Annotated in this window: 28 protein-coding genes; 5 read left to right on the forward strand and 23 right to left on the reverse strand. The window is 33.4% G+C overall.

The annotated features are described in order from the left end of the window. Positions 1 to 5 precede the first annotated feature (5 nt). From ACXGSQ_RS10025 to ACXGSQ_RS10035, 3 genes are read right to left on the reverse strand one after another with little or no spacing between them, the layout of a single operon-like run. The gene (locus tag ACXGSQ_RS10025; protein WP_458626061.1) at positions 6 to 239 is read right to left on the reverse strand and encodes a DUF6327 family protein; all 234 of its coding nucleotides are present in this window, start codon (positions 237 to 239) and stop codon (positions 6 to 8) included. Beyond that, positions 226 to 585, reverse strand: coding sequence for a hypothetical protein (locus tag ACXGSQ_RS10030; RefSeq protein WP_458626062.1), 360 nt, complete (start codon positions 583 to 585; stop codon positions 226 to 228). The genes ACXGSQ_RS10025 and ACXGSQ_RS10030 overlap by 14 nt, the downstream gene beginning before the upstream one ends. Before the next feature lie 2 nt (positions 586 to 587). After that, positions 588 to 920: a YtxH domain-containing protein gene (locus ACXGSQ_RS10035; protein WP_458626063.1), complete on the reverse strand. Its 333-nt coding sequence runs from the start codon at positions 918 to 920 to the stop codon at positions 588 to 590. A gap of 405 nt (positions 921 to 1,325) precedes the next feature. On the opposite strand from ACXGSQ_RS10035, the gene ACXGSQ_RS10040 reads away from it, so the two are divergent. From ACXGSQ_RS10040 to ACXGSQ_RS10060, 5 genes are all read left to right on the forward strand, one after another. Beyond that, on the forward strand, positions 1,326 to 1,772 hold the full coding sequence (locus ACXGSQ_RS10040; protein WP_458626064.1) for a hypothetical protein: 447 nt from the start codon (positions 1,326 to 1,328) through the stop codon (positions 1,770 to 1,772). After that, complete coding sequence (locus tag ACXGSQ_RS10045) at positions 1,730 to 2,095, forward strand: RNA polymerase sigma factor (RefSeq protein ID WP_458626065.1); 366 nt, start codon at positions 1,730 to 1,732, stop codon at positions 2,093 to 2,095. The genes ACXGSQ_RS10040 and ACXGSQ_RS10045 overlap by 43 nt, the downstream gene beginning before the upstream one ends. Positions 2,096 to 2,122: 27 nt before the next feature. Then, entirely contained in the window at positions 2,123 to 2,530 is a 408-nt protein-coding gene (locus tag ACXGSQ_RS10050) for a hypothetical protein (RefSeq protein ID WP_458626066.1), read from the forward strand. 152 nt (positions 2,531 to 2,682) lie between these two features. Beyond that, positions 2,683 to 2,982 (forward strand): thioredoxin, encoded by a 300-nt coding sequence (gene trxA, locus ACXGSQ_RS10055; protein WP_458626067.1) that lies wholly within the window; start codon positions 2,683 to 2,685, stop codon positions 2,980 to 2,982. A gap of 43 nt (positions 2,983 to 3,025) precedes the next feature. Then, a complete protein-coding gene (locus ACXGSQ_RS10060; protein ID WP_458626068.1) occupies positions 3,026 to 3,376 on the forward strand; it encodes a hypothetical protein in 351 nt (116 codons plus the stop codon). A gap of 18 nt (positions 3,377 to 3,394) precedes the next feature. On the opposite strand, the gene ACXGSQ_RS10065 is transcribed toward ACXGSQ_RS10060, so the two are convergent. The 20 genes from ACXGSQ_RS10065 to ACXGSQ_RS10160 all read right to left on the reverse strand — a co-directional run bounded on the left by ACXGSQ_RS10065 (position 3,395) and on the right by ACXGSQ_RS10160 (position 23,851). Further along, positions 3,395 to 4,162: an exodeoxyribonuclease III gene (locus tag ACXGSQ_RS10065; RefSeq protein WP_458626069.1), complete on the reverse strand. Its 768-nt coding sequence runs from the start codon at positions 4,160 to 4,162 to the stop codon at positions 3,395 to 3,397. A 12-nt stretch (positions 4,163 to 4,174) separates the two neighbouring features. Beyond that, a complete protein-coding gene (locus ACXGSQ_RS10070) occupies positions 4,175 to 4,831 on the reverse strand; it encodes a BON domain-containing protein (protein WP_458626070.1) in 657 nt (218 codons plus the stop codon). A gap of 59 nt (positions 4,832 to 4,890) precedes the next feature. Then, the gene (locus ACXGSQ_RS10075) at positions 4,891 to 7,419 is read right to left on the reverse strand and encodes a cation-translocating P-type ATPase (protein WP_458626071.1); all 2,529 of its coding nucleotides are present in this window, start codon (positions 7,417 to 7,419) and stop codon (positions 4,891 to 4,893) included. A 68-nt stretch (positions 7,420 to 7,487) separates the two neighbouring features. Next, positions 7,488 to 9,248 (reverse strand): APC family permease, encoded by a 1,761-nt coding sequence (locus ACXGSQ_RS10080; protein ID WP_458626072.1) that lies wholly within the window; start codon positions 9,246 to 9,248, stop codon positions 7,488 to 7,490. 90 nt (positions 9,249 to 9,338) lie between these two features. After that, a complete protein-coding gene (locus ACXGSQ_RS10085) occupies positions 9,339 to 10,235 on the reverse strand; it encodes a 3-hydroxyacyl-CoA dehydrogenase (RefSeq protein ID WP_458626073.1) in 897 nt (298 codons plus the stop codon). A 159-nt stretch (positions 10,236 to 10,394) separates the two neighbouring features. Beyond that, positions 10,395 to 11,048: a BON domain-containing protein gene (locus ACXGSQ_RS10090; protein ID WP_458626074.1), complete on the reverse strand. Its 654-nt coding sequence runs from the start codon at positions 11,046 to 11,048 to the stop codon at positions 10,395 to 10,397. Positions 11,049 to 11,241: 193 nt separating this feature from the next. Continuing rightward, on the reverse strand, positions 11,242 to 11,895 hold the full coding sequence (locus ACXGSQ_RS10095) for a BON domain-containing protein (protein ID WP_458626075.1): 654 nt from the start codon (positions 11,893 to 11,895) through the stop codon (positions 11,242 to 11,244). A gap of 117 nt (positions 11,896 to 12,012) precedes the next feature. Further along, on the reverse strand, positions 12,013 to 13,308 hold the full coding sequence (locus ACXGSQ_RS10100; protein WP_458626076.1) for an MgtC/SapB family protein: 1,296 nt from the start codon (positions 13,306 to 13,308) through the stop codon (positions 12,013 to 12,015). Then, a complete protein-coding gene (locus ACXGSQ_RS10105) occupies positions 13,305 to 13,922 on the reverse strand; it encodes a DUF2238 domain-containing protein (RefSeq protein ID WP_458626077.1) in 618 nt (205 codons plus the stop codon). Before ACXGSQ_RS10105 ends, ACXGSQ_RS10100 begins: the two co-directional genes overlap by 4 nt. A 222-nt stretch (positions 13,923 to 14,144) precedes the next feature. Further along, positions 14,145 to 14,621: a Dps family protein gene (locus tag ACXGSQ_RS10110; protein WP_458626078.1), complete on the reverse strand. Its 477-nt coding sequence runs from the start codon at positions 14,619 to 14,621 to the stop codon at positions 14,145 to 14,147. A 191-nt stretch (positions 14,622 to 14,812) separates the two neighbouring features. Then, positions 14,813 to 16,078: an NAD(P)/FAD-dependent oxidoreductase gene (locus ACXGSQ_RS10115; RefSeq protein ID WP_458626079.1), complete on the reverse strand. Its 1,266-nt coding sequence runs from the start codon at positions 16,076 to 16,078 to the stop codon at positions 14,813 to 14,815. A 44-nt stretch (positions 16,079 to 16,122) separates the two neighbouring features. Continuing rightward, positions 16,123 to 17,715 (reverse strand): oleate hydratase, encoded by a 1,593-nt coding sequence (locus ACXGSQ_RS10120; protein ID WP_458626080.1) that lies wholly within the window; start codon positions 17,713 to 17,715, stop codon positions 16,123 to 16,125. Between the two features lie 177 nt (positions 17,716 to 17,892). After that, positions 17,893 to 18,459, reverse strand: coding sequence for an HdeD family acid-resistance protein (locus ACXGSQ_RS10125; protein WP_458626081.1), 567 nt, complete (start codon positions 18,457 to 18,459; stop codon positions 17,893 to 17,895). 12 nt (positions 18,460 to 18,471) lie between these two features. Next, on the reverse strand, positions 18,472 to 18,972 hold the full coding sequence (locus ACXGSQ_RS10130) for a hypothetical protein (RefSeq protein ID WP_458626082.1): 501 nt from the start codon (positions 18,970 to 18,972) through the stop codon (positions 18,472 to 18,474). Further along, complete coding sequence (locus ACXGSQ_RS10135; protein ID WP_458626083.1) at positions 18,969 to 19,430, reverse strand: hypothetical protein; 462 nt, start codon at positions 19,428 to 19,430, stop codon at positions 18,969 to 18,971. Before ACXGSQ_RS10135 ends, ACXGSQ_RS10130 begins: the two co-directional genes overlap by 4 nt. Before the next feature lie 12 nt (positions 19,431 to 19,442). Further along, complete coding sequence (locus ACXGSQ_RS10140; protein ID WP_458626084.1) at positions 19,443 to 20,150, reverse strand: 2,3-bisphosphoglycerate-dependent phosphoglycerate mutase; 708 nt, start codon at positions 20,148 to 20,150, stop codon at positions 19,443 to 19,445. A 48-nt stretch (positions 20,151 to 20,198) separates the two neighbouring features. After that, a complete protein-coding gene (locus ACXGSQ_RS10145; protein WP_458626085.1) occupies positions 20,199 to 21,017 on the reverse strand; it encodes a DUF1269 domain-containing protein in 819 nt (272 codons plus the stop codon). 33 nt (positions 21,018 to 21,050) lie between these two features. Next, entirely contained in the window at positions 21,051 to 21,563 is a 513-nt protein-coding gene (locus ACXGSQ_RS10150; RefSeq protein ID WP_458626086.1) for a ferritin, read from the reverse strand. A gap of 199 nt (positions 21,564 to 21,762) precedes the next feature. Next, the gene (locus ACXGSQ_RS10155) at positions 21,763 to 23,445 is read right to left on the reverse strand and encodes an ABC1 kinase family protein (RefSeq protein WP_458626087.1); all 1,683 of its coding nucleotides are present in this window, start codon (positions 23,443 to 23,445) and stop codon (positions 21,763 to 21,765) included. A gap of 19 nt (positions 23,446 to 23,464) precedes the next feature. After that, positions 23,465 to 23,851 carry a hypothetical protein gene (locus tag ACXGSQ_RS10160; RefSeq protein WP_458626088.1) on the reverse strand — a complete coding sequence of 129 codons (387 nt, stop codon included), beginning with the start codon at positions 23,849 to 23,851 and terminating at the stop codon, positions 23,465 to 23,467. Positions 23,852 to 23,854: the final 3 nt, after the last annotated feature.

Genomic DNA, 23,854 nt, shown 5'->3' on the forward strand with positions numbered 1-23,854 from the left:
GTGGCCTAAATCGTCTCTTTTATTAGTCTTAATTTTTTCAACACTGTTTGGGTTAAAAATGTTAAAAGCTGATCTTGTAGCATGCTTTTAAATTCAAACTTCAAATTATTGGCACTAAAATTAGCTTTAGAATTTTTTAAATTCAGTTTTATACGTTCTTTATAAATCTGTTTTTGAAGACTTAAAATCTGTAACTGATCATCTATGTCTTCAAATGAATTATATTTATTTGCTTTCATCTTCTGTAAAATAATAATTTGAAAATTTTCTTATTAGTGGACTGTTGAGTTTATCTCTAAAGACATAGACAAGCACGACCACCACCACATAAAATAAGCCTACAATTAAAAAGCCATAAAATGTATCTTGTAAAACTTGAGATAACTTAAAAGCTATTGCAAATGACACAATTAATAATGTCATACATGTTAAAGCACCTATGATTAGTGTTTTAGCAATAAATGTTATGCTTATCATAAGTGCTTTAAAACTTCTTAGTTTAATGTATTCTTCACTGCTATTAATATAACCATGAATGTTTACATCAGTCTCTAATACGTTTTCTTTTAATTTCTCAAAAGCCATAATTAGTTTTTTTGAGCGTCTGCATTTCTGTGTTTCAGTTCTTCTAACTTATGTTCTAAACTTGAAATAATGTCTTCAGCTTTTCCACTCATATGAGAAATGGTCTCATCTAATTTTTGTTCAAATTCATGCTTTTTATCATTTACAGTCTTCGTAAGATCTGCTTTGGCATGAGACACTCGTTCTGAAATTTCGTGTTTAGTTTCTTCAGCTTTTTGTTTAATTTTTTTTCTGGTTTTTGTGCCTTTATCAGGGGCATATAAAATTCCAATTCCTGCTCCTATTGCAGCTCCAGTTAATAAAGCTAATAGTGTATTTCCGCTATTGTTGTTCATGATGTTATGATTTTAGTACCTGCTAAAAAACAGGTGGGTTAGTAAATCTATTTCTATAACACAAAATTAGATCATAATGTCCTCGTTAAAAATGATCTAGGTCATTCAAGTGAAGATTTATAAAATTTTATAATAGACTGTATTCCGGAATAAAGATTTTAAAGCCTTTTACGACTGTAAATCTCAATTGTTAATAAGGATTTCTTAGATTCTAATTCAACAATACCAATGGTTCTAATATTAGTTTAGTTTTTAACTATTTGAAAATGAATGGTGTTGTAGCGAATAAGTTTAACATTTTTTTAAAAAAAATACCGATTTTTAAATGTCTTGAATGACCCAGGTCATTTTTTTATAACCATCATATTTGCACCTTTACATTGTAAAACCGTAAAGCAAAAACTAATGAAAACTCAAACCACATATTACCAAGAACAAAAAGCGTATCGTATAGAGGTTAATAACTCTTATCCTGAACTTATACGATTAAAAAAAGAAGAGGATTCAACTTCATTTAATGCATTACTGCTAAAGATTATACCTCAAGTAGAAAAATATATTAACGGACGATTAAATACGGCGATTAAAAAAGGAAACTTCTCAAAAGGAAAATATAAAGCAGACGAGTTTATAGATCAACTATTCATAGAAGTTTATAATAACATTGAAGAGGTTAAAAAACAAGATGATTTCTATCTATGGTTATTTAAGAAAACAAATGAGTTGTTAGAAGATACCATTGTAGAAGAAGAGTTTGATGAGTTTTTTTCAAAAACATTGATGATTATAGCAAACCAGAATGGGATGCCATGGAAGAAAATTTTAGTACAGATGGAGGAGGTGATTATGTGATGATTGAAGACTTAGAAGACCGATCTTATAATCATAATGATTATACGCTAAATCACGTTTTTATTGAAGATGATGAGAAAAAGCTAACCGAAAAAATTGATAGCGATTTAAGTGAAGAGCAAATTCAAAATCATATTAAAATGGTGTTACATAATTTACCATTACCAATGCGATCTGTATTTGAATTGTCTACACAACAGCATTTTGAATTAGAAGAGATTGCAAAGATTCAAAATACAACGATTGAAGAGGTCAAAGAACTTTTAAAATCGGCTAAAAAGGCGCTTCAAGTGAGTTTGTTTAATAGATATGCAACAAAATAGAAAACGTTTAATTAAAAATAATGAATTATGAATGCAGCAATTTCAAACCCGAAAGCAGATTTACTATTGGGTGCAGGACTCAATGTCTTACACTTTGAAAGTGGTGAATGGATTGAGACTTTAAAATTATGGAAAGATGAAGTCCGATTTTTTGAAGATTTATTAAAACGAAAAGAGCCTATAGATAAAGATAAGCAAGAGTTTTCGGTGGTGTTGAAGACCTTGGATAAAATTCACAATAATCTTTTTAATGATTTTGAAGAAGAAATAATGGCTCACGAACGCGTGCTCTCTCAATTAGAATTAAACACAAACGGAGTGTCTGATGGAGCATACAGAGATGTTCATCGCCGACTTTCAGAAAGAATGGAGACCTTTAAAAAAGACTTTACGCAATTTAAAAGCATTGTATTTAATTATGCCAAGCATTTATAAATGCGTTCATAAACGTTAGCTATTTTCTGTTTAATGGAGATAGTACTAAGGTTTATTTAAATAAATATCCTGATAAATGATAACCTATTAGTGGTTGCTAATAGCATTATTTAGTGGCTAGTTGCATACAATAATTAAACATATACAAAGAGATGAAAGGAGATTTTAATGCTTTAATAAATGGAGATAAACCTGTGCTTGTAGATTTTCATGCGGAATGGTGTGGTCCTTGTAAAGCACAGGGACCCATTATAAGCGATTTAGCCAAAGCTGTGGATGGCAAAATACGTATCATCAAAATAGATATCGATAAAAACCAAGCTGTAGCGCAACGTTATCAGGTTAGAGGTGTGCCAACATTAGCTTTATTTAAAGCAGGGAAGATTGTTTGGAGACAATCTGGAGTGCAGTCAAAATCCCAACTTATGACTGTAATTAATCAAAATACATAATAGAATTAAACCGAAGACATACAAACATTAAATAGCAATTATTATGGACATTATACTTTATAAAAAGGAATATAACTTGGCAGATTCTATAGATAATTTTTTGGATTTTTATTACGGAATTCATATGACCTATCTTGCCAGCGATTTATTGAAAAAAGGCTTATCGCCCAAACAAATTTCTGAAGCGGTTTTTAAAGCAATCAAAGTAGGGAAATCGTCTGGACTTGTAATCCGCGAACATTTTATGCCATTATTTACCAGATTAGGATCTGGGGTAATTAGTGATTGCAAGTTGTCTAAAATGGGGTATGGTTTGGTGTTGTTAAATGCAAATCCAGATTTAGCGATTGTAGGGAAGTGGCAAGTGAATGTTATGAAAGCAAAATTGAACTAAAAGTATTGTGAGTCTTAATTATAAATCGATTTTGAGCCCAATAGGACAATGGTCAGATCCATAATATTCAGAAAGAATGGTCGCAGTTTTAATGTGATCTACCAATGTTGTGCTCAGTAAAAAATAATCAATTCTCCAGCCTGTATTGCGTTCTCTAGATTTAAAACGATAACTCCAAAAGGTATAGGCTATGTCATGGGCATGCAGATGTCTAAAGGAATCAGTAAAACCAGCATCAATTAAGTGTGTCATGCCATCAATTTCAATTTGAGTATATCCAGCCGTTTTATTATAGTTTGATTTATCATTTTTTAAATCAATAGCCTGATGCGCCACATTAAAATCACCACAAATAATCACCGGTTTTTCCTTTTCTAGGTGTTTTACATATTTTAAAAAATCGGCATCCCATTGCTTTCTGTAGTCTAAACGTTTTAAAGCTTGTCCAGAATTTGGGGTATAAACATTAACTAAATAAAAATTTAGGTATTCGGCACATTGTACTCTACCTTCTGCATCATGTGCAACAATGCCAATATCATTGTTGATCGCCATAGGCTTTATTTTAGAAAGTATAGCCGTACCAGAATACCCTTTTTTTTCTGCTGAATTACAATAGATATGATACGTCTCAGATAGTGTGACTAAAGCTTTTTCAACCTCATGATCTTGAGCTTTTGTTTCCTGAAGACAAAGGATGTCTGGATTTAAAGTCTCAATAGTTTCAAAGAAATCTTTTTTAATAATTGCTCTTATGCCATTTACATTCCAAGAAATAATTTGCATTCTATATCCTTTTTAATATTCAACTTCTAATTCATTTTTCACAACATAGACACCTGGTGCATTAAAGGTAACGCTTTCTGCTTGATTTTTTTCTGCAAGAGAGTGTACTTTACCACTTAATATAACTTTGTGGTCATCAATAGCGACAGCGATATTTTTAGCATCGATAAACGCAGAACGTTCAAAAGCCTTTTTAATTTTTTGTTGAATATCTTGAGTTTTAATTAGCGGTTGTTTCAATTTAATATTGTTTGTAACGCCTTTTACGCCTTCTAAATATTCAACAGTTCGCTTAGCAGCATCTCTTTGATACGCCCACTCTAACTCGCCCAAAAGGGTAATCCAGCCGTTATCGACTTCTACAATGACTTTGTTATTGGGCACAGAAGCATTCCATTCTAACGCATCTAGTGTTACAGTTGCTATTTTAGAATCTGATCGCTGATGATCTGTAGGATACCCAATTTTAATGTCTTCTGCTATGGCTTTAACGCCTGCAATCTTTTCAACAGTTTTTACAATAGCAATTTTTATGGCATAAGTAAAAACCATTCCTGTTAAGGTAACTACACCATCTTTTACTATAACACCAATTTGAGTTTCATCAATATGAGGTTGCCATTTAAGTTCCTCGAGTATGTCATCTTTTATTTCTAAATCTGTTCTCATGATACTAGTTTATTTAATTAATAGATATAAAATAAGAACAAAGTTACTTTGGTAAGACGTTAATTGAAATGACCTGTATCAGCTTGATGTTTAGCTTTTTTACGTTTGTTCCACTTTACGATTTCATACCAAATTACAGCTAAAAAACCAGTTATTACACTCATCAATAATTGAGTGATATTTAAGGTTTCAAACTTAAAGAAATTAGCAAATGGTGTTATAAACAGTAAAGCTGCTGTAATGGTAATGGTGATACCAATAATCAAGGGCACTAGCTTGTTTTTATATTTTAAAGTCGTTAAAATAGAATAATAAAACGATCGGTTAATTAAGGTTAGAAAAATATTAGCTGAAATTAAGGTGGTAAAAACCATACTACGGGTAAGTGCTTCGCTATAATTGTGCTGAATGGCATATTGATATACTAAGAGTACACCTAAGGTTATCATTAAACCTTGTATGATACTTGTGGTTAATTCTTTTCCGTTAAAAAAGGTAACTGAAAACGGACGCGGTTTTTGAAGCATGCTATTTTTTTCTATCGGTTCATTTTCATAAATGATAGAGCATGTTGGTCCCATAATTAATTCTAAAAATATAATATGTACCGGATAAAAGATATTTGGAAATTCCCAACCTAAGGCTAAAGGAATAAAAACGGTTAAAATAATAGGTATATGAATAGATATAATATATTGAATTGCTTTTTTTAGATTAGCGTAAATGCGTCTACCCATAGCAATAGCATCTACCATTTTGGATAGGTCATCTTCCAATAGAATGAGCGATGCCGCTTGTTTTGCAATTTCAGTTCCTTTTTTACCCATAGCAATGCCAATATGGGCAGCTTTTAGAGCCGGACCATCATTAACGCCATCACCTGTCATGGCTACGATTTCATTGTTAGCTTTTAAGGCATTGATAATTCTTAGTTTCGCTTGCGGGAACATCCGAGTAAAAATGGTGGTGTCTTCTACTTTTTTTTGTAATTCGGCAGGGCTAAGTTGCATTAATTCATCGCCAGACATGCTTTTTTCATAATTGTTAAATCCAATTTCTTTGGCAATGGCTTTAGTGGTTAACGCATTGTCACCAGTAATAATTTTAACCTTTATGCCAGCTAAATTAAAATCGTCTAGCACTGCTGCTATATTTTTTTTTGGTGGGTCATAAAATGCGACAATTCCTTTAAAACTAAATTGAAAATCTTGCTGTTTTTCGGGATAATTATCACCTTCAAAATGAGTTTCAGCAACACCCAATACACGAAACCCTTGTGCAGTTATTGTTTTAATCGCATTATTTATATGTTCCTCTTCAACCGTTGAGAGGTTTGAAATTGCCATTAAGGCTTCCGGTGCTCCTTTTGCTGCAATGATTCTGTTTCCTTGTTTGTTTTCAAAAACATGTGTCATCATTGGTGGTTTTCCACCTAAAGGATATTCATGTACAAGGTTAAATTCTGGGCGTTCATCTACCTTACTTATGGTTTTATAAGCCTTATGTAATGCTATTTCCATAGGATCAAAAGGAATGGGTTCGCTGGCCCACATGGCTATTCTAATGAGGTTATGCTCACCAGATCCGAGACGATCGTCTATTTTGAATATTTTATTGGAGGCTACCGTGTAAAGTCTAGAGAGACTCATTCTATTTTCCGTAAGTGTGCCTGTTTTGTCGGTACAAATAACAGTCGCACTTCCTAAAGTTTCAACCGTTTTTGTTTGTTTTACAATCACACCTAACTTCATCAATCTCCATGCACCCATAGCCATGAACGTGGCAAAAGCGACAGGGATTTCTTCGGGTAAAATACTCATTGCTAGGGTTAAGGCTTTGAGTAAACTGTCTAATACATTATAAGAATGAAAATAGTTAATGGCCCAAACAATTATAAACACAACAGCACCAATAATGGCCATTTTCTTTACAAAGTTGTTAATCTGTAATTCTAGTGGTGTTTTTTCCTTTTGTATGCCTTCTAAACTTTTTCCTATTTTACCTAATTGTGTGTCGTTACCTATGGCAGTAACCGTAACAATTGCCAATCCTCCTGAAACTAATGTGCCTTGATAGACCTGATGGTCTGCTTTTGTTTTGTCTTTGTAAACAGATAAAGATTCTCCAGTTAGGATGGATTCGTTTACAGAAAAATCATTGGAATGTACTATAATACCGTCAGCAGCGATAGTACCTCCTTCTTCAACGATAAGACTATCTCCAACAACTAATAACTCACTTTTTATGTCTTCGGTTTTACCATTTCGAATGACTTTACATTTGGGCTCTGAAAATGTTTTTAGTTTTTCTAAAGCATTCCGACTTTTGGAATCTTGGTATAAAGAAATAGCGGCAACAAGAACAGTTGCCGAGGTAAGAAAAATACCATCTCCTATATTACCACTAACAAAGTAAATGGAAGAGGCTACCAATAATAGAATAACCATAGGTTCTTTTACCAAACTTATAATGGCGTCTAAAAAGAAATTCTCTTTTTTAGCTTCTAGTTTGTTATAACCGTATTTTGACCTTGCTTTTAGCACGTCTTTATCGGTTAATCCTTTTATATTAAAGTTGTTGGATGGCATTAAGTCAGCTTATAGAATCGTCGTATTTTTATTAAATATAGTGAATTTATGGTGCGCGAAACCTTCGATCAAATGATTAGGCGAACTCCTCCTAATTCTTCAATTTTATAAGGAAAACGATTGCCAGGGGAACCAATGAACATAAAATTAATTGGGATATTCCATTCTTTTGAAAGTTTAGTGATGAGTTCTGGTCCAAAATTGGTATCCAATTCAATAAACTCAATATCAATTAAAGGATATTCTCTATCGACAACATTGATATCATTTCTAAATTGTGTGGTAATAAGGTTACCATTTTTAGTTGCAGTAACTACTTTTAATTTCTTAGTATGTTCATTTTTTTGGATATATAAAAGGACTTTATTTAGGGTTTCTACATCGTCATCCTTAGTAAAATAAACAAATTCCTGAGAATTAATATCATCAATTACTGACAGGATTTTATCATCTGTTTTCAGCACAAAGCTTCGAACAGGATCAAAAACCGAGTGAATTATTGTTAATAGCAGTTTTAATAATACAGTTCTGTTAAGCATAACCGTTGTAAAAATAATAGCAGGAATAAAATAATCTAGAAAGACGGTGAAATTACTAGACGTACCTTCTATTGCAGGCATTGTAATATTACCTATTAAAGCCATAATAACAGCTGCTATTGCAATGATTATAGCCATCCAACTTGCTTTTTCAGGACGGGGTAAACTATTTCGTTTCACCTTTAAAAGAATATTACCGATGCCGAATAACGCCATTACAGATAAAAATGAAATAGTGTAAACGCCAGCTAATAATTTCACATTGCCTTTTGTCATAAGTAAAACAGAAATGGTTAAGAATAAGAAAACAAGAATAATGCGATAAGAGCTTCCTCGTTTGTTTTTCTTTAGGAAAAATTGAGGTAAAATCCGATCTAAAGCCATTCGTTCTAACAATCCGGAAACACCAACAAAACTCGTTAATACGGCTCCACTAAGTACCAAAAACGCATCAATGCTTATTAATATGGCTAACCAGTTACCACCAACATGAGATGCCATTTCTACTAAAAGGGTGTTTTGATAAGCATCACTTTGTAATAGTGGTATAGCAAATAAGGAAAGTGCGAAAATGGCTGTCAATGGGTTAAGTACACTCACTACAATCCACATGTTTTTTAATGTTTTAGGAAATACTCCTTTTTGCTGTTCTTCTACAAAATTCGCAGAGCTTTCAAAACCAGAAACGCCTAACATAGAGGCTGCAAAACCTAGAAAAATAGCTTTGGTTATACTTCCTGATGTTGTAGGGGAATGCCAGTTTTCTAGAAATAAGTCAATACCATTATTAATTAAGAAGAAAATAATAAAGCCACTCAACACAACAAATGAAAGTAAATGGAAAAGAAAAATTCCAATAGCAACTTTAGATGATTCTGATACTCCTACAATGGTTAGTGCTCCAAAAAATCCTAGAAGTATTATGGTTGCAATTAGTATTGAAATGCCTGGAATTATATGATGAAGATAATGAATAGCTTCGTTTGCTGAAATAACCGCAGTAGCCATATAAGACAACAAGGTTAAAGTAGCTGCAAATGAAGCCATAAATTTACTGGTGGTGTTGAGTAAGGCATTATAGGCACCACCGTTTAAAGGTAATGCACCAACGACTTCTCCGTATATTTTTCTAAATAAAAAAAGAACTAAAGACACTATAAGTAAGGTAATCCAAGCATATTGACCAGCAAAAGCGATGGCTAAAGCAGATACATATAATACTGATGAGCTTATATCGTTTCCGCTTATAGCTGTAGCAGCTAGTTCGTTTAATTTTTTATGCGTTTTCATAATTATCCATACTTACAATGCCATAGGATTGTTTTAGTGTTCATTAAAATTAAATGGTCTTCCTAAAAGGAATTATAAATGGTTTCAGGGTTACTTTAAGAATTCGGGAGATTCAAATGCAGGATTGGGATAGTTATAAAACCCTTCTCCAGTAGATACTCCTAATTTATGTTTATCTATATAATTCTCTTTTAAATAGTTTACAGTTTTTATTTTTAACTCATCTTGGGTTTTTTCAGCGGTCATTTTGTTGATATTATAAGCTGTAGTGATGCCAACGACATCGAGAATACCAAAAGGTCCTAACGGAGCTCCGGTGGCTTTCATCCAAGTTTTATCTATGGTTTGCACATCGGCCACTTTATTGACTAATAAATCTGTTGCAGCCCTTAATAATGGTACCAATAACGAGTTAAGGATATATCCTGGTTGCTCTTTGTGTAATGGCAAGGCTAACATGCCAATAGCTTTAGCGAAGGCTACCACATCTTTAAAAACGTTTGGGTCTGTTTTGGAATGCCCCATGATTTCAGCAGTGTTGTGCACCCAAATAGTATTGGCAAAATGTAAGGCTAGAAACTTTGAAGGTCTCCCGGTTGCATCTGCAAATTGACTTGGTAATAATGTAGAAGAGTTGGTCGCAAAAACAGTTTTTTCTGGTGCTACTTTAGCCAGTTTTTTATAAAAATTTATTTTTATATTTGGATTTTCGGGCACGGCTTCAATGAGTAAATCGGCATCTTTTAAAGCCGCAGCTAAATCAGAAGTGTAGTTTAAATTTTGGTGCGTTTTCTCTAATTGTTCGTCGGTTGCGTTTACGTCTTTTTTATAAGCTTCGCTTAGGGTTTTGAATTTCGTTTTTGCTTGGTCTAAAACGGTATCGTTTATATCGTAAACGGTAACATGAAATCCATGAAATGCGGTTTGAAATGCAATTTGGTATCCTAAAACTCCACTTCCGGCTATGGTTACATTTTTATAATTCATTGTTGTAGTTTTTATGTTTAACTTTTTTTATCTGTTATTTTAACAGGATGCTAATACAAAATTAGACCATCGTAAGATGTTTCGTAATGACCTAAGTCAGTGGATAAAAAAAGCCCTAATTTAACTCAGTAAACTAGGGCTGTTTTAAATACATTTTGATTAATAGACAACGTCTAATTCATTTTCTACCGTCCATACACCTGGTGCATAGTAAGCTGTTTTACGAGCTTCATCTTTTTCTTTTAATGAATGTACTTGTCCTGTTAATTTTACAGTGTGTCCATTAGCATTTACTACTATGTTTTTGGCATCAAGGTCCGCAGCACGTTCAAAAGCTTTAGTAATTTTTTGTTTAATGTCTACAGGGTTTATTTGTTGTTTAAGTGAAATGTTATTCACTACATATTTGACCCCTATGAGGTTTTCTACTGCTTTTTTAGCGGCATTTCGCTCGTATTCCCAAGTCACTTCACCACTAAGATAAACCCAACCATTTTCGACCTTAATTTCAATTTTATTTTCTGGCACTGAAATGTTCCATTTTAAGGCATTAACCGCAGATTCGGCTATTTCTGCATCCGTTCTTTTAGAACTTGTTCCATAATTCACTTCAATTTCTTCAGCAACGGCTTTTACTCCTGCAACACTTTTAGCGGCTTTTTCAGCTTCTACTTTCTTAGTATAGCTATCAACCGTACCAGTAAGTGTTACAATGCCGTTTTTAACAACAACTCCAATTTGAGTTTCATCAATTGTTGGTTGCCATTCTAATTCGTCTAATACGTCAACTTTAATTTCTGCATCTGTTCTCATGATTTTATAATTTTTAATTCAACTTTTCTTATTTCTTATCAAAGGTATTTGCAATAAGCGTGTTTTAAAATGATGTAGATCAGAAGGCTAGGCTTTAACATAAGTTTAATGTTATTGATTTTTGATAAAAAAAAAGCCCTAATTAAATACCATCTAATTAGGGCTTAAAATAAATACTTAAGATAATCACATCTTAACCCATCACAACCAATTCGTTTTCTACTTTATTTACACCAGGTGCGTAATATGCTGTTTTTTGAGCGGTTCTCTTTTGGTTTAGAGAGTCTACTTTTCCTTCTAACTTTACAACATCACCATAAACTTTAATGATTATTTTGGAAGCTTCGAGGTCAGCAGAACGCTTTAGTGCTTTTATAATGTTTTCCTTAATAACTTCAGGTTTTATAGTGGGTTCTATCTCAATGGCATTATTTATTCCTTTAACTCCTATGATTTGCTCGGTAATACGTTTGGCGGCCTCTTTTTCGTATGGAAATTCTACGTCCCCAGAGAGGGTAATCCAACCGTTGCAAACCTCAACCTTGATTTTGTTTTCGGGTATTGCTGTATTCCATTCAAAGGCATGAACTATGGCTTTGGCAATTTCGATATCCGTTTTTTGATATGCTGTTCCGTATTTTACTTCTATATCTTCCGCAACAGCTTTAACTCCTTTTACTTTACTAACGGCTTCTTTTGCTGCAACTTTTATAGAAAAATCATCAACAACTCCAGTTAGCATTACCACACCATCCTCAACGACTACACCAATGAGGTTTTCTTCAATATTAGGTTGAAATACAAATTCATCTAAGATGTCTTGTTTTATTTGACTATCAGTTCTCATATCTAATTTATTTTGGATGTCATATTAATTTAATGATAGTAAAGGTATTGGGTTAGATTAATATTGAAAATGACTTAGATCAGATTTGAAAAAAGACCGAAAGAAATCGTTTTGATATTAGTAGTTTAGAATAATGAAACCTATAATCCCAGCTAGAAAAATAATACCATATCCTATAAGGACATATTTTTTTAGTTGTTGACTTCCAGAATAAAGTGAAATTCCAATTTTAACAATAGTATTGGCTAAGGTGGCTAATAAAATGGCATTTTGTGCGGTTAAAAAGTTGATGGTTGTTCCACCGAGTTTTGAAACTGAAATAGAAATTGCATCAATATCGGTTAAGGCACTAATGGCACTAGAGAGGTAAATACCTTTTGAACCATATTCGGTGCTAGCATAGCTAACCAAAATTAAAATTCCTGTATACAGAAGTCCAAAAAGAATGGCATCCTTAATATTTAGCGGTTCTCCTAAAGGTAAGTTTCCATTATAATGTTTTTCGCCTTTTTGTTTTTTGAAAAAATAGATTGTGATTGCTAAACCTGCCCCAAAAATAATAACCAAAGGAAGGGCAAGATCGTGTAGCATTGCGATGTTAAAAATATAGACCCAAGCCACTACTCTTAAAATCATTATACTAGCGGCAGCAAAAATGGCAACGGCATAATTTGCAGAAAGTTCTGGTGTCTCCTTGCTTTTTTTTGAAAACGTCCAAGTGACCACTGTGCTAGACACCATGCCCCCAAAAATACCCGTGAGAAGAATACCTCTGTTGGTACCTAAAAATTTCATTAAAATATAACCAATGAAGCCAATCCCTGAGGTTAATACAATAATCCAACCTATTTCACTTGGATTGACAACGTTATATGGTCCAAAATTTTTGTCTGGTAAAAATGGTAAAATGAGTAAGGCAATAACAACAAATCGAATAAAGGCAGAGAGTTCATTGTGATTAATTTGACCTACAATATTTTGAAATTTAATTTTTAAGGATAAAAGGACCACAAGAATGACGGTAAGTGCTAAACTGAGTTCTACATAACCTAAAAAGGTCAACCCTCCGAGTAAATACGTAAATATGGTGGCAAACTCTGTGGTACTACCAATCTCTCCTTTGTTTGCTGTAACCCAATAGGAAATGGCAACAATAATAAATAAACCTATTAAACCCATAATGAAAAGCCATGGGTGAATCAAATAATTGAGTAGGGCAAAGGTAAAGCCCATAGCTGCAACTATAGAAAGCGTTCTAAGACCTGCGAAAATTTCCTTTTGATCTACTTTTGAAAATTCGCGCTCTAAGCCTATAACGAGTCCAATACCTACAGAAATAAGCATTCTAATTAAAAAATCAGATTGTGTAAGTTGAAAACTGTCGGTTTGTATGATAAAAATATCTTCCATCATTCTGAAGGTTTAGTTTGTCTTGAAATCATACGGAATAAAACAAATGATAATACCACTCCGATAAAAGCCATGGCCATATCTTTTTGCGAATCCCAAACATCTCCTTGGGTTCCTAAATATGACATTCCTTGTTCTACAAAAAAAATATCAGCGACTAACCATTCTATTATTTCATATAGACTACTTGTTGATGAAATTATTAAAATGGGTATAAATGATGCTATGTTTTTAGGGTAGTGTAACCATTTGCTAAAACATTCTTGAAGTGGATAATATAATAGTAAGCCAAAAGCGAAATGAACGATTCTGTCGTATGGATTCCTTGAAGTATGAAAGAGGTCTTGAAGCCAATACCCAAATAAATTATTAGCATAAGTATATTTAGAGCCATAGACATGTAAGCATAAAAACAAGCAAATGAGAAAATAACTAAAATCACTAAACCGATACCGTTTATAAGTCAGTATAAAAAATAGCAATGCGATAACCGTTAGTGTGTTTTCTATTAACCAATTGGCTAGGTCTGTAGTTCCTATTAAAGAATTTAGCCAAACAGCAACGAATAAAAAAACAAACACAAGCTGTTTAACAGTTATTGTATTGTTGATTATCATTTATCAATATTTTAAACCTTTTTTATTTAGAGAACATTCATTTACCAAAGCAGAAAGGTTGTATTAAGGCAGTACAATGTATTTAATTATTAATTGGTTTGTACCACCGGAATAGATGTTAGATTGGGAATCTCAACTTATCAAGACGACCTCTTCAAGAACGTACTCTATTTTAACTTTAGGAGTCTGCTCTAATATTTTGAATTCCTATAACAGACTACGTTATTTTAAATGAGATCGTAGCATCCAAGCTGTTTTTTCATGTTGTTCCATGAGTCCTGTAATATAGTCACTGATTCCTGCGGCTTCCCATTTTTCTGCGATAGGTTGTATTTCTTCTCTGATGAAAATAATAATGCTTTCGTGGTCTGCTAATAATTCAGCAAAAATGCTTTGACTGTCATTAGCTCCTTTAGTTTTTTCAGTAAGATGTGTTAATTCTAAATACTTTTGTAGCGTCGCAGGAACAAAATGGCCTAGTGCTCTTATTTTTTCTGCGACAGTATCAACAACTTCTTGTTGTTCTTCGTATAATGTTTCGAGATACAGGTGCACGGAATGGAAATCAGGCCCTTCAATATTCCAATGGAAATTTAAAGTTTTTGAATATAGAATAAATTCGTCTGCCAATATTTTTGATAATTGGTCTGCTATGGCTTGTCTGTTTTCTGCTGTAATTCCGATGTTAGGAGTTTTCATTTTTTCAAATTTTAAATTAACAATTACTCAAAGGTATTGGAATTACCAACCAATTTCACTGACCTATATCAGTATCGACTATTTTTTGAAAACGTTAAGCTGTAGCCTTTTATCAGTTAAAATACAAAAAGCATTAACAATACCTTTTCAGAGGATGGTATCGTTAATGCAGATCGTAAGAGGACTAAATGTTATATTATTGAATGATCTCCCACGATTTCAGATATAGGTAATCCCCAACTTGGTACTTTTCCTCCTAAAGTTTGATACATGGTTTTGAAGCCCATTTTTAAAATATACGGGGTATATCCCATTTTTAATATACTTGTTTTTCCTCCCCACCATTCATCGGTATGCATATAAAACCCTTTGTGATTTCCCATATCTCCATAGCATAAAAGCATAGGATGGAGCGGCTTAATCTGCTCATCGGTTTTAAGAATGTCTTTTGCGATAACTTTAGATGCAATTTCGCATTCCATGTGTCCTAAAGATCCTAGTTTTGGTATGGTAACACTTGCGGCATCACCTACGGCAAAAATTTCAGGATAATCAGGGTTTCTCATAAATAAATCGGTTATCACAAATCCTTGATCATCTACAAAAGGAAGTCCCTTCATAAATTGATGTGCTTCCCAATTAGGAAAAACGATTTTCATTTCGGCATCTAAGCTTGTGCCATCTTTAAATTCAATACCTTCCTTGTAAATGCGCTTAATTCCTACGGTATTGGTTTTATAACCATAGCCCATTTCGGCGACCATTGGAAGTAATTGATCGAGAATAGTTTTACCTGCATCTTCAGCAATAACGTCTCCTGGGGTAAATAAGGTAATACTGTTAGCATCACCTTTTTTATGTTTTTTTAGCCAATCTGCCATGGAAAAAGCCAACTCTACAGGGGGACCTTCACAAGCTGCCAATGCTGTTGGGAGTTTAGGTAATTTTGGACTGTGACCTTGAATAAAACGATCGGATCCTATTGCAATATGTCCTCCTTTGTAATCATTGTTTAAATAATGACGAACTTCATTACCGTAGAACGTATCAGAAAACGTATGTCCAAATTCAGCAAAGCCTTCAATTTTATCGTACGCTAGTTTACAGCCTAAAGCAATGACTAAGTAATCGTATGGTATATGTTCTTGAGGAGAACCGCTTCGTTCATTAGGGGTGTAGTAAACCATTTTATTGATTGCATCAATATGTTCTACATCACCTTGAATAAATTCACTGCCATCTGATTTTAGAAATTTCTGAAATTGAAATTCTAAAGTATCGGCTGGGTTATGATTATTAAAAACTTCAATAGGAATATTGGGAATAAAATTGATATAGTTTTTACGATCAATCACCGTGATTTTTATAGAATCATCTGCTTCTCTATGTAAATAACGCGCCACTGTAAGTCCGGCAAAATTACAGCCAAGGACTAAAATTCTTTTTTTATTTTTCATACTATAAGATCTATTTAATTTGTTTGTGTTTAACAAGAATTAGTTTATCCACTAATCGCTTTTGCTGCTCTTATAAGTGCTTCTGGTTTATGAATTGAATCATATACAGGTAACACTTTTTTGTCAGTTTCAAATAGTCCGTATACTGCAGTTTGAGCAGTTCTAACAGAATATTCTACGGTGAAGACGACATCTTTAGGGACTTCAGAAAATTGACCTAAAAACGCAAAATTAGTAGCTCCTTTAGGTAGAACTTTTGGTCTGTCGCCAGATTTTCTAGGCATAAATAAACTATCTATATAAGGCATAGCCGTAGGAATACAATTGACTTTTCCGGCATCCATAATGGGCTTCATTAGGTCTTGAATTTTTAAATGATACCAAAGCTCTTCTAGTATTTCCTTACCTGTACATTCTGCCATTGTTTTATTTACATAGTTTCCTTTTCGATCTGGATATAAGCCATACCCCCAAAATACTTTGACATCTTTTGGTTGATTTGGGAAGTGTGGTTGACGTGCAATAACGATAGACATCATCCAATTAGAATCGGTCATCGTTACTAAACCACCTGTTCCATCGACATTACCAGAAAAGTTTTCCATATAGTCATGAAAGCTGCTATCTTTTAATGTGGCTGTAAACGAGTACCATTTTTGTAAATCGATATGATCACAAAAAGGATCAGGATTCCCAAAAGCCTTGTCTTTTGCGGCTAGTTTTTTCCATAGTTGCCAAGAACCCGATTCGGCAAGTCCTTTTAATTTGGCAGGTCTATCCCAAGCTCCGTTATCTGTACTGTCCGTAATAGAGCCATTGGTAATAAAAACATAATCGTTTTCACTTAATACAATTTCATTTTTATTTTTCAGGTGTAAGACTGTTGCTGTTTTTTTATCAGAGGATAGGTCAAAATCAATGTCAATCACCTCATGATCCATTTCAAAAACGACTCCTTGTTTTTCAAGGTATCTTTTTATCGGTATAACAACAGAATCGTATTGGTTGTACTTGGTACGCATTACTCCACCTAGTCTAGGAAGTCCTTCAACTAAATGGATAAAACGTCTCATGTAACGTCTCATTTCAGCAACGCTGCTCCATTTTTGAAAGGCAAACATGGTAGACCATATATGCCAGAAATTGCTCTCAAAAAAATCTTGATCGAACCAATCTTCTATACGTTTGTTTCCCAGTGATTTTTCTGAAGAAAACAAGAGGTGTAAAAATTCGGATTGTTGTTTTAAGGATAGCCCATAAGACGATACATCCATTTTTTTGCCATCTTTTAAAAGTCGAGCCTGTCCATTAGAAACGAATCTTTTGTTAAATTCGAAAGATTCATCTCTAACGGATATGTTAGGGTCTTCTAAAGAGGGGATGTAAGATAGGAGATCCCAATAGCAGGTATAATGTTCTTCATGCATTCGGCCTCCTCTTACCACAAAGCCATCGTCTTTATTCCCTGCACCATCAAGTGCACCTCCTGGTATGCTGTCCTTTTCTAGAATATGAATGTTAGAACCAAGCACATCAGTGTCTTTAAGCAAGTAAACAGCACTAGCAAGCGAAGCTATTCCGCTTCCTATTAAATAGATTTTTGAATGTTCAGAATTTTTATTTTTTATTCTTTTCATAATAAATAAGAATTAAAACGTAGCGCAATACCTATAGATATAATTTCTATAAGTCGGTTTATAATAGTTGTTTTACCTATTGGAGAGTTTATTCACACAAGTAAGTTCTATTCAAAACCAACCTAAAAAAAGTTAATATTCCTTGACGATTATATCATAGGTATACGGCTACTATTATTAATCAAACGTGTTTTTTATTTTTTTTAAGTCGAAACCGAGAACTATTCTAAAAACTCCAATCATTATAAAGGCGATAGCGGTCATATAGACAAGGCTTAAACCACCAAAAAACGGATTAGCAAGTACTAGAAACGAAAAGATAATAGTCGCTATACCAGAGGCTAATAACCAACCCCAATTAGGGATACCTAAACTACTAGATTCAATAGAAATACCAATAGCCATAATACCTCTAAATAAAAGCCAGAAACCAACAAAATAGGGCAGAATAGCCATGGTCATTACGGGATTAGATATAAGTAAGGTACCAATGATGAGGTCTAAGATTCCTCCTGTAAGATACCAACCCCAACCACGCATTTCTTTTCTGTTTGAAATAGAAAAGGCAATTTCTAAAATACCAGAAATGAAGATAAATACGCTAAAAATTATACTTAAAGAGATATAGCTTTCTAAGGGAGTATTAAATACCCAGAAGCCTACGAAAATGTAGAGAATTCCTATTATAATTGATAGCCACCAATTTTTTGCTGTAGATTTTACAGAACTCATTATTGTTGTCATGATTTCTAAATTTTAGTTTACATTATCTTTAAATAAATCTTTTAAAGCTATACCGAGCTGGCTTGCGTCATGGTTGAATTCACGTTCAAATTTCAATTCAGATTCTATGGCAGATTCGTTGAACTCAATGATGTCTTCATTAAATTTTTGACTTCTTTGCTCTAGTTTTTCTTTTAACGCTTTATTTTTTTGTTCTAACTTATTAAGTTGCATTGTTAGTTTTTCTTGTTCTGCTTTACTAGCCAAAGCAATTTTATCGCGCAATACTTTTATTTCTTCTTCAGTATTATTAATCGCAGTTTCAGAGGACGATTTAAATTTCTCCCAACTTGCAACTACGGTGTTTTGTACTTCTTTCTGAGCCTCTATTCCGGCTTTATTTAAATCTTTTCCAACTTCGGTCAAATCTTCTTTTGCGGCTTTCATATCTTTTTTTGAAGCGTCACCACAACTTGTTAAAAATGTTCCTACCATAAATCCTATTATGGTTAAGGATAAAATTCGTGTTTTCATAATGTTTTGTTTTTTGTGTTTGTTTTGTTTATCAGATCGTTTAGTGCTTTTTCTAAAGTCTTCATGTCACGATTAAATTTGGCTTCAAATTTTTGTTCTTTAGCTTTAGCAACCTTATTGAATTTGATTCGTTTTTCTTTGAAGTCTTGACTGCGCTTTGTTAAACGATTTTGGAGTAAATATTTTTGTTTTTTTATTAAAGCAAGTTCTTTATTAATCTCATTAATACTTTGTATTCCTAATTGAGAAAATACCTTTTCAAAGTCATTAATGGTGTTTTCATTCTTTTTTAGTGCAGTTTCTGATTTTGTTTTAAATGTTTTCCAATTGGTTTCAACATCTCGTTTTACAGCTGTATTGGTATTTGTTTTTACCGGTTGAGGTTTTGAAGAACCGCAACTAAGCAACGAGACTGCAATTACTAATGCAACAATCCGTAAAAACCATAGAGTTCTCATAATTAATACATTTTAAACAGTTAATTTGGCTTCTTGAAGTTGATAATGGTTTGTAAGATTTAGGTTATTATCAAATTCGTAAACAGCAGGTACAGCTGTTTGTACTTCTACATTAGAAATGTTATTCTTGTTAATGTTTTCTATCTGAGCAATTAAAGCACGAATAGAATTACCATGAGCTGAAACCAAAACAGTTTTGCCTTTAGCAAGCTCACAGGCTATGGCTTCAAAAAAATACTGTACCACTCTTTTTTGAGTGTCTTCTAACGATTCACTTCGAGGTAAAAGTGACGGCTCTAAGGTGTTGTATTTAGAATCGAACTTAGGATGGCGTTGATCATTAATGTCTAAAGGAGGTGGAGGTGTACTAAATCCTCGTCTAATGTCCCAGTATATTTCTTCGCCAACTTCAGTTCTAATAGCGTCTTTAGATTTGCCTTGCCAAGCTCCATAGTTTCGTTCGTTTAATTTCCAGCTTTTTATACAATTGACGTGCATCATGTCTGATGCTTCTAGTATAATCCAAGCTGTTTTTATAGCTCTTTTTAAATAAGAGGAAAAGCAAATATCAATAGATAGGTTATGGTTCTTGATGAGTTTACCTGCTGCTTTTGCCTCTTCAATACCTTCAGGAGCAAGATCGATATCGGTCCATCCTGTAAAGATGTTTTCTACATTCCAAAGGCTTTTACCGTGTCTTACTAATATTAGCTTTCCCATTATGTTGTGATTTAATCATTTTGACTACTAGAGTGTCGTTTTTTTATGTTAATCAAGGATATCTTCTCCTAATGCTGCGTGCAATTGAAACAGTTTTTCTTCCTCTCTTTTAATTCTTTTTTTCAATCTATTTTTTCTGATGTTAGAGATAGACTTAGTGATAGAATCTTCATAGTCGTGAAGGCGTGTTTCTAAGGTGTTAATTTTACTTTTTGTTTTGTCTTTTACTTTTTGAAGTGTTGATTTTCTTTTAGCTTTTAATTCAGCTAACTTTGCTTTACGCTGTGCTTTTAAATCGTTAATTTTTGTAATTATTTTGGCTTTTTCGTTGGCTGTTGCTTTATTAAGTTTTTCGCGTTCGTCTTCAATATCGTCTTCAATTTCATCGATTTGTTCCTCTATGTAATGATCAAATTCTACATCAGCTTCAGTTCTAATTACTTCTACATTAAGTGGTTTTAGGTAGTTATCAATAAATACAGCGCTATCTTCTCCGACTTCGGCAATAATGGTAATATCTCCAACTTTCATTTTGTTGGTTACTTTTGCTATAAAATGATCTTCAAAGTTGTAGTGCCCCACATCTAAGACGGCTCCTAAGGCGGTTCCTGAATATAAACCTACAACCAAACCAATTGGTCCTGCAAATGCGCCAATTAGGCCACCTAAAGCCATACCTGTGAAGGTTCGCCATGCGTAGTTGTCCGTTTGGTCATTTAGAACGTCGTACTTATCATTTTCATTTTTACGAATCATAACGTGTTCGTATAACGTGATATCTCCGTAAGCGTCTAATTTTTTCATTTTGTGCAAAGCTTCAATAGCTTTTGTTTCTTCCTTAAAAGAAACGATTATTATGTGTGCCATTTTGTTCTGTATTTTAATTGTTATTTTATCAATCTAGGCTTTTGCTAAATCTCCCATTTCTTCATCTAACTCTCTGAGCATACTTGGTTCTTCACCAAAAGCTTCTAAACGATCTAAAAGGCTTTGGATTTTATTGAGTTCTTCAGCTTGCTCTTTACAAAACCATAAGCCAAGTTCAACCACCATAAAATTGTTTTCGTCATGTGCTGCTTTGGTTAAGGCATAGCATTGGTTGGTTATTTCTTTTTCATGTGATAATGCAGAAATTAGGACATCTGGAAGACTTAAGAAGTCTTGTTTAGGTTGAGCTAAACCTGAGGTGTTTGGTCTAATGCCATTAGCTAATAACATGTTTTTAGCTTTGTCTGCATGTACCAATTCCTCGTCACTATAGTTTTTGAATAACTTAGCGGCTCCTGTGTATCCTTTGGATTCTAACCATTGTGACATGGCAAGGTAGATTCTATATGAAAATTCTTCTTGCTCAACACGATATTGGAGCAACTTTACAATAGATTCGCTTAAAAATTCTGATTTTGTTTTCATGATTATTCTATTTAGAATTAATAGTTTTTGTAGACGTTGTAATCTTAATTACTAAACAAAATTAGAGCGAAAAAATAGGGTTTGAAATGACCTGAGTCAGCGTGTATAAACTGATTTCAATCAGTTTGATTTGAGTCTGTTACAAAATGAAAAAGGAGAGGGCCTAGAAAAGGCGAGAGGCTTGAAATAACAGAGTTGTCTATAGTTTGTTATTTCTGAAAATAGAGATGACCACGATAAAACCGAGAATAGCAGATAGCGTAAACCCAATAGCACCGAGTAATGGAATTCCTTTTACTTTAGGAGGCATATCGGCAATAACCAAAAGCGCAGATCCAATAGATAAGGCTGCGATAATAATAGCAACCACCAAACGGTTAGAGGCTTTGTTTAATGAATGTCTTAGTTCTTCAAGACCTTTAATATCATGGATGATGGTGAGTTTGCCATCCTTTATTTTATGTATAATACTATTAACGTCTTCTGGTAATGTGTCTATTAAAGCATTGATGTTTTGAACTCTTGACCAGTTTTTTTTAAATAAACGTTTTATACTGAATTTTTTACGACTAATAGTCGCCATAAAGGGTTGTAGGTTGGTGTTGATATTAAAATTAGGATCGAGTTTTAAACCGACGCCTTCAATTATGACCAAGGCTCTCATTAACATATATAAATAGTGCGGTAAGGTGACTTTGTTTTGATATAATACGTTTTTGAATTTCTCGATAACGGCTTCTAATTTTATACTTTTTAAGGAGGTATTGCTGACATCCTCAATTAATTCATACAAATCATATTCTAACGTTTTATAGTCTGGTATTTCGGTTTTAATGGCGATTTTCTCAAGTATAGGGATGATTTTCTTAGTGTCTTTACGCATAAAGTTTAAAAGTAATTCTCCAAGAGCTTCCTCATCGTTAGGCATAATTGTGCCCATCATTCCAAAATCTATAAAACAAATTTGACCAGAATTAGGCATCACAAAAATATTTCCTGGATGCGGATCGGCATGAAAGAACCCATATTCTAAGATTTGTTTTAGGTATAAATCAACACCCACATTACCAATTTGTACAGGATCTATATGATGTGCTTTTAGTTTTTCTATATCCGATATTTTAATACCATCAATAAATTCCATGCAGATAATATGATTGTTAGACAATGCTCTATAGACTTTAGGAACATAAATGGCATTATTTCCTTCAAAATTTCGTGCAAAATGTTCAATGTTGTCTAGTTCTTTAGAAAAAAGTAATTCTTCTTTTATACTTTTTTCAAAGGCTGAAACGATACTTAAAGGCTGAAATGCTTTTGCTTGTGGACTATATTTATCTAATGTTTTTGCAATGTGATACATTATTTCAATATCAGACGCAATGACGTCATCGACATTGGGACGTTGCACTTTAAGAACCACATCATCACCATTTAACAATTTTGCTTGGTGCACCTGTGCCAGAGAAGCAGCCGCTAAAGGTTGCGGGTTAACGTATAGAAAATAATCACTAATGCTAATGTTTAATTCAGTTTCAATCGTTTTTTTAACATTAAAATCTTTTAAAGAGGGAACATTATTTTGAAGTTTTTCGAGCTCCTTAATGAGTTTAGGAGGTAACATATCTTCTCGGTTACTAAAAATTTGTCCGAGTTTGACATAGGTAGGACCTAATTCTTCTAATACCATTCGGATCCGTTCAAACTTAGAAAACGAAAGTAGTTTTTGAGTTTCAGGATGTTTTTTTAAATAGCTTTTTGGTATGAGCTTTTTGAGTTGATCATTAGCCATAACATCCTCAAAACCATACTTTGTGAGCACACTAAAAAGGGTGTTATACCTTTTGAGCTCTTGTTTACTGGGCAATTTGAGATCAATCATAGCTTAGATGTTATCGCGTTTACATATATTTTGTGAGAAAGCGGAAAAACTCTTGTTTAAGTTCGGCATAGATATGTCTTTGCGTTTCCATACGATTTCTAAACTCTACATGATTTTTAACAAGTAGTCTATCTAGAGCATCTTCACCCTCGTTATCTAGAGCAGACATGTTTGCTTCGTGTACATGGATATCGTGTTGTAGTATGTCGATAACTTCCCCTTGGCGTATAAAGGCATTTTGATAATGTTCTAATTGTGCTAGCATATCTTCATCAGTCCAGCGAACTACCAATTCTTCTAAGCGATTTTTAAAGGATTTTAATTCATCTTCCCAAAAGGCAAGTTCACTTCTCCATTGGTTATGTTCAAAATGTAAATCTGAATTGTAAATAACTTGAGCTTTCATAAT

It is taken from the genome of Winogradskyella sp. PC D3.3, assembly GCF_054366245.1.

What these genes read in the sequence shown, in the direction of transcription:
- ACXGSQ_RS10025 (WP_458626061.1), bottom strand. Translation starts at nt 239, where the DNA reads ATGAAAGCAAATAAATATAATTCATTTGAAGACATAGATGATCAGTTA.
- ACXGSQ_RS10030 (WP_458626062.1), bottom strand. Translation starts at nt 585, where the DNA reads ATGGCTTTTGAGAAATTAAAAGAAAACGTATTAGAGACTGATGTAAAC.
- ACXGSQ_RS10035 (WP_458626063.1), bottom strand. Translation starts at nt 920, where the DNA reads ATGAACAACAATAGCGGAAATACACTATTAGCTTTATTAACTGGAGCT.
- ACXGSQ_RS10040 (WP_458626064.1), top strand. Translation starts at nt 1,326, where the DNA reads ATGAAAACTCAAACCACATATTACCAAGAACAAAAAGCGTATCGTATA.
- ACXGSQ_RS10045 (WP_458626065.1), top strand. Translation starts at nt 1,730, where the DNA reads ATGGAAGAAAATTTTAGTACAGATGGAGGAGGTGATTATGTGATGATT.
- ACXGSQ_RS10050 (WP_458626066.1), top strand. Translation starts at nt 2,123, where the DNA reads ATGAATGCAGCAATTTCAAACCCGAAAGCAGATTTACTATTGGGTGCA.
- trxA (WP_458626067.1), top strand. Translation starts at nt 2,683, where the DNA reads ATGAAAGGAGATTTTAATGCTTTAATAAATGGAGATAAACCTGTGCTT.
- ACXGSQ_RS10060 (WP_458626068.1), top strand. Translation starts at nt 3,026, where the DNA reads ATGGACATTATACTTTATAAAAAGGAATATAACTTGGCAGATTCTATA.
- ACXGSQ_RS10065 (WP_458626069.1), bottom strand. Translation starts at nt 4,162, where the DNA reads ATGCAAATTATTTCTTGGAATGTAAATGGCATAAGAGCAATTATTAAA.
- ACXGSQ_RS10070 (WP_458626070.1), bottom strand. Translation starts at nt 4,831, where the DNA reads ATGAGAACAGATTTAGAAATAAAAGATGACATACTCGAGGAACTTAAA.
- ACXGSQ_RS10075 (WP_458626071.1), bottom strand. Translation starts at nt 7,419, where the DNA reads ATGCCATCCAACAACTTTAATATAAAAGGATTAACCGATAAAGACGTG.
- ACXGSQ_RS10080 (WP_458626072.1), bottom strand. Translation starts at nt 9,248, where the DNA reads ATGAAAACGCATAAAAAATTAAACGAACTAGCTGCTACAGCTATAAGC.
- ACXGSQ_RS10085 (WP_458626073.1), bottom strand. Translation starts at nt 10,235, where the DNA reads ATGAATTATAAAAATGTAACCATAGCCGGAAGTGGAGTTTTAGGATAC.
- ACXGSQ_RS10090 (WP_458626074.1), bottom strand. Translation starts at nt 11,048, where the DNA reads ATGAGAACAGATGCAGAAATTAAAGTTGACGTATTAGACGAATTAGAA.
- ACXGSQ_RS10095 (WP_458626075.1), bottom strand. Translation starts at nt 11,895, where the DNA reads ATGAGAACTGATAGTCAAATAAAACAAGACATCTTAGATGAATTTGTA.
- ACXGSQ_RS10100 (WP_458626076.1), bottom strand. Translation starts at nt 13,308, where the DNA reads ATGATGGAAGATATTTTTATCATACAAACCGACAGTTTTCAACTTACA.
- ACXGSQ_RS10105 (WP_458626077.1), bottom strand. Translation starts at nt 13,922, where the DNA reads ATGATAATCAACAATACAATAACTGTTAAACAGCTTGTGTTTGTTTTT.
- ACXGSQ_RS10110 (WP_458626078.1), bottom strand. Translation starts at nt 14,621, where the DNA reads ATGAAAACTCCTAACATCGGAATTACAGCAGAAAACAGACAAGCCATA.
- ACXGSQ_RS10115 (WP_458626079.1), bottom strand. Translation starts at nt 16,078, where the DNA reads ATGAAAAATAAAAAAAGAATTTTAGTCCTTGGCTGTAATTTTGCCGGA.
- ACXGSQ_RS10120 (WP_458626080.1), bottom strand. Translation starts at nt 17,715, where the DNA reads ATGAAAAGAATAAAAAATAAAAATTCTGAACATTCAAAAATCTATTTA.
- ACXGSQ_RS10125 (WP_458626081.1), bottom strand. Translation starts at nt 18,459, where the DNA reads ATGACAACAATAATGAGTTCTGTAAAATCTACAGCAAAAAATTGGTGG.
- ACXGSQ_RS10130 (WP_458626082.1), bottom strand. Translation starts at nt 18,972, where the DNA reads ATGAAAACACGAATTTTATCCTTAACCATAATAGGATTTATGGTAGGA.
- ACXGSQ_RS10135 (WP_458626083.1), bottom strand. Translation starts at nt 19,430, where the DNA reads ATGAGAACTCTATGGTTTTTACGGATTGTTGCATTAGTAATTGCAGTC.
- ACXGSQ_RS10140 (WP_458626084.1), bottom strand. Translation starts at nt 20,150, where the DNA reads ATGGGAAAGCTAATATTAGTAAGACACGGTAAAAGCCTTTGGAATGTA.
- ACXGSQ_RS10145 (WP_458626085.1), bottom strand. Translation starts at nt 21,017, where the DNA reads ATGGCACACATAATAATCGTTTCTTTTAAGGAAGAAACAAAAGCTATT.
- ACXGSQ_RS10150 (WP_458626086.1), bottom strand. Translation starts at nt 21,563, where the DNA reads ATGAAAACAAAATCAGAATTTTTAAGCGAATCTATTGTAAAGTTGCTC.
- ACXGSQ_RS10155 (WP_458626087.1), bottom strand. Translation starts at nt 23,445, where the DNA reads ATGATTGATCTCAAATTGCCCAGTAAACAAGAGCTCAAAAGGTATAAC.
- ACXGSQ_RS10160 (WP_458626088.1), bottom strand. Translation starts at nt 23,851, where the DNA reads ATGAAAGCTCAAGTTATTTACAATTCAGATTTACATTTTGAACATAAC.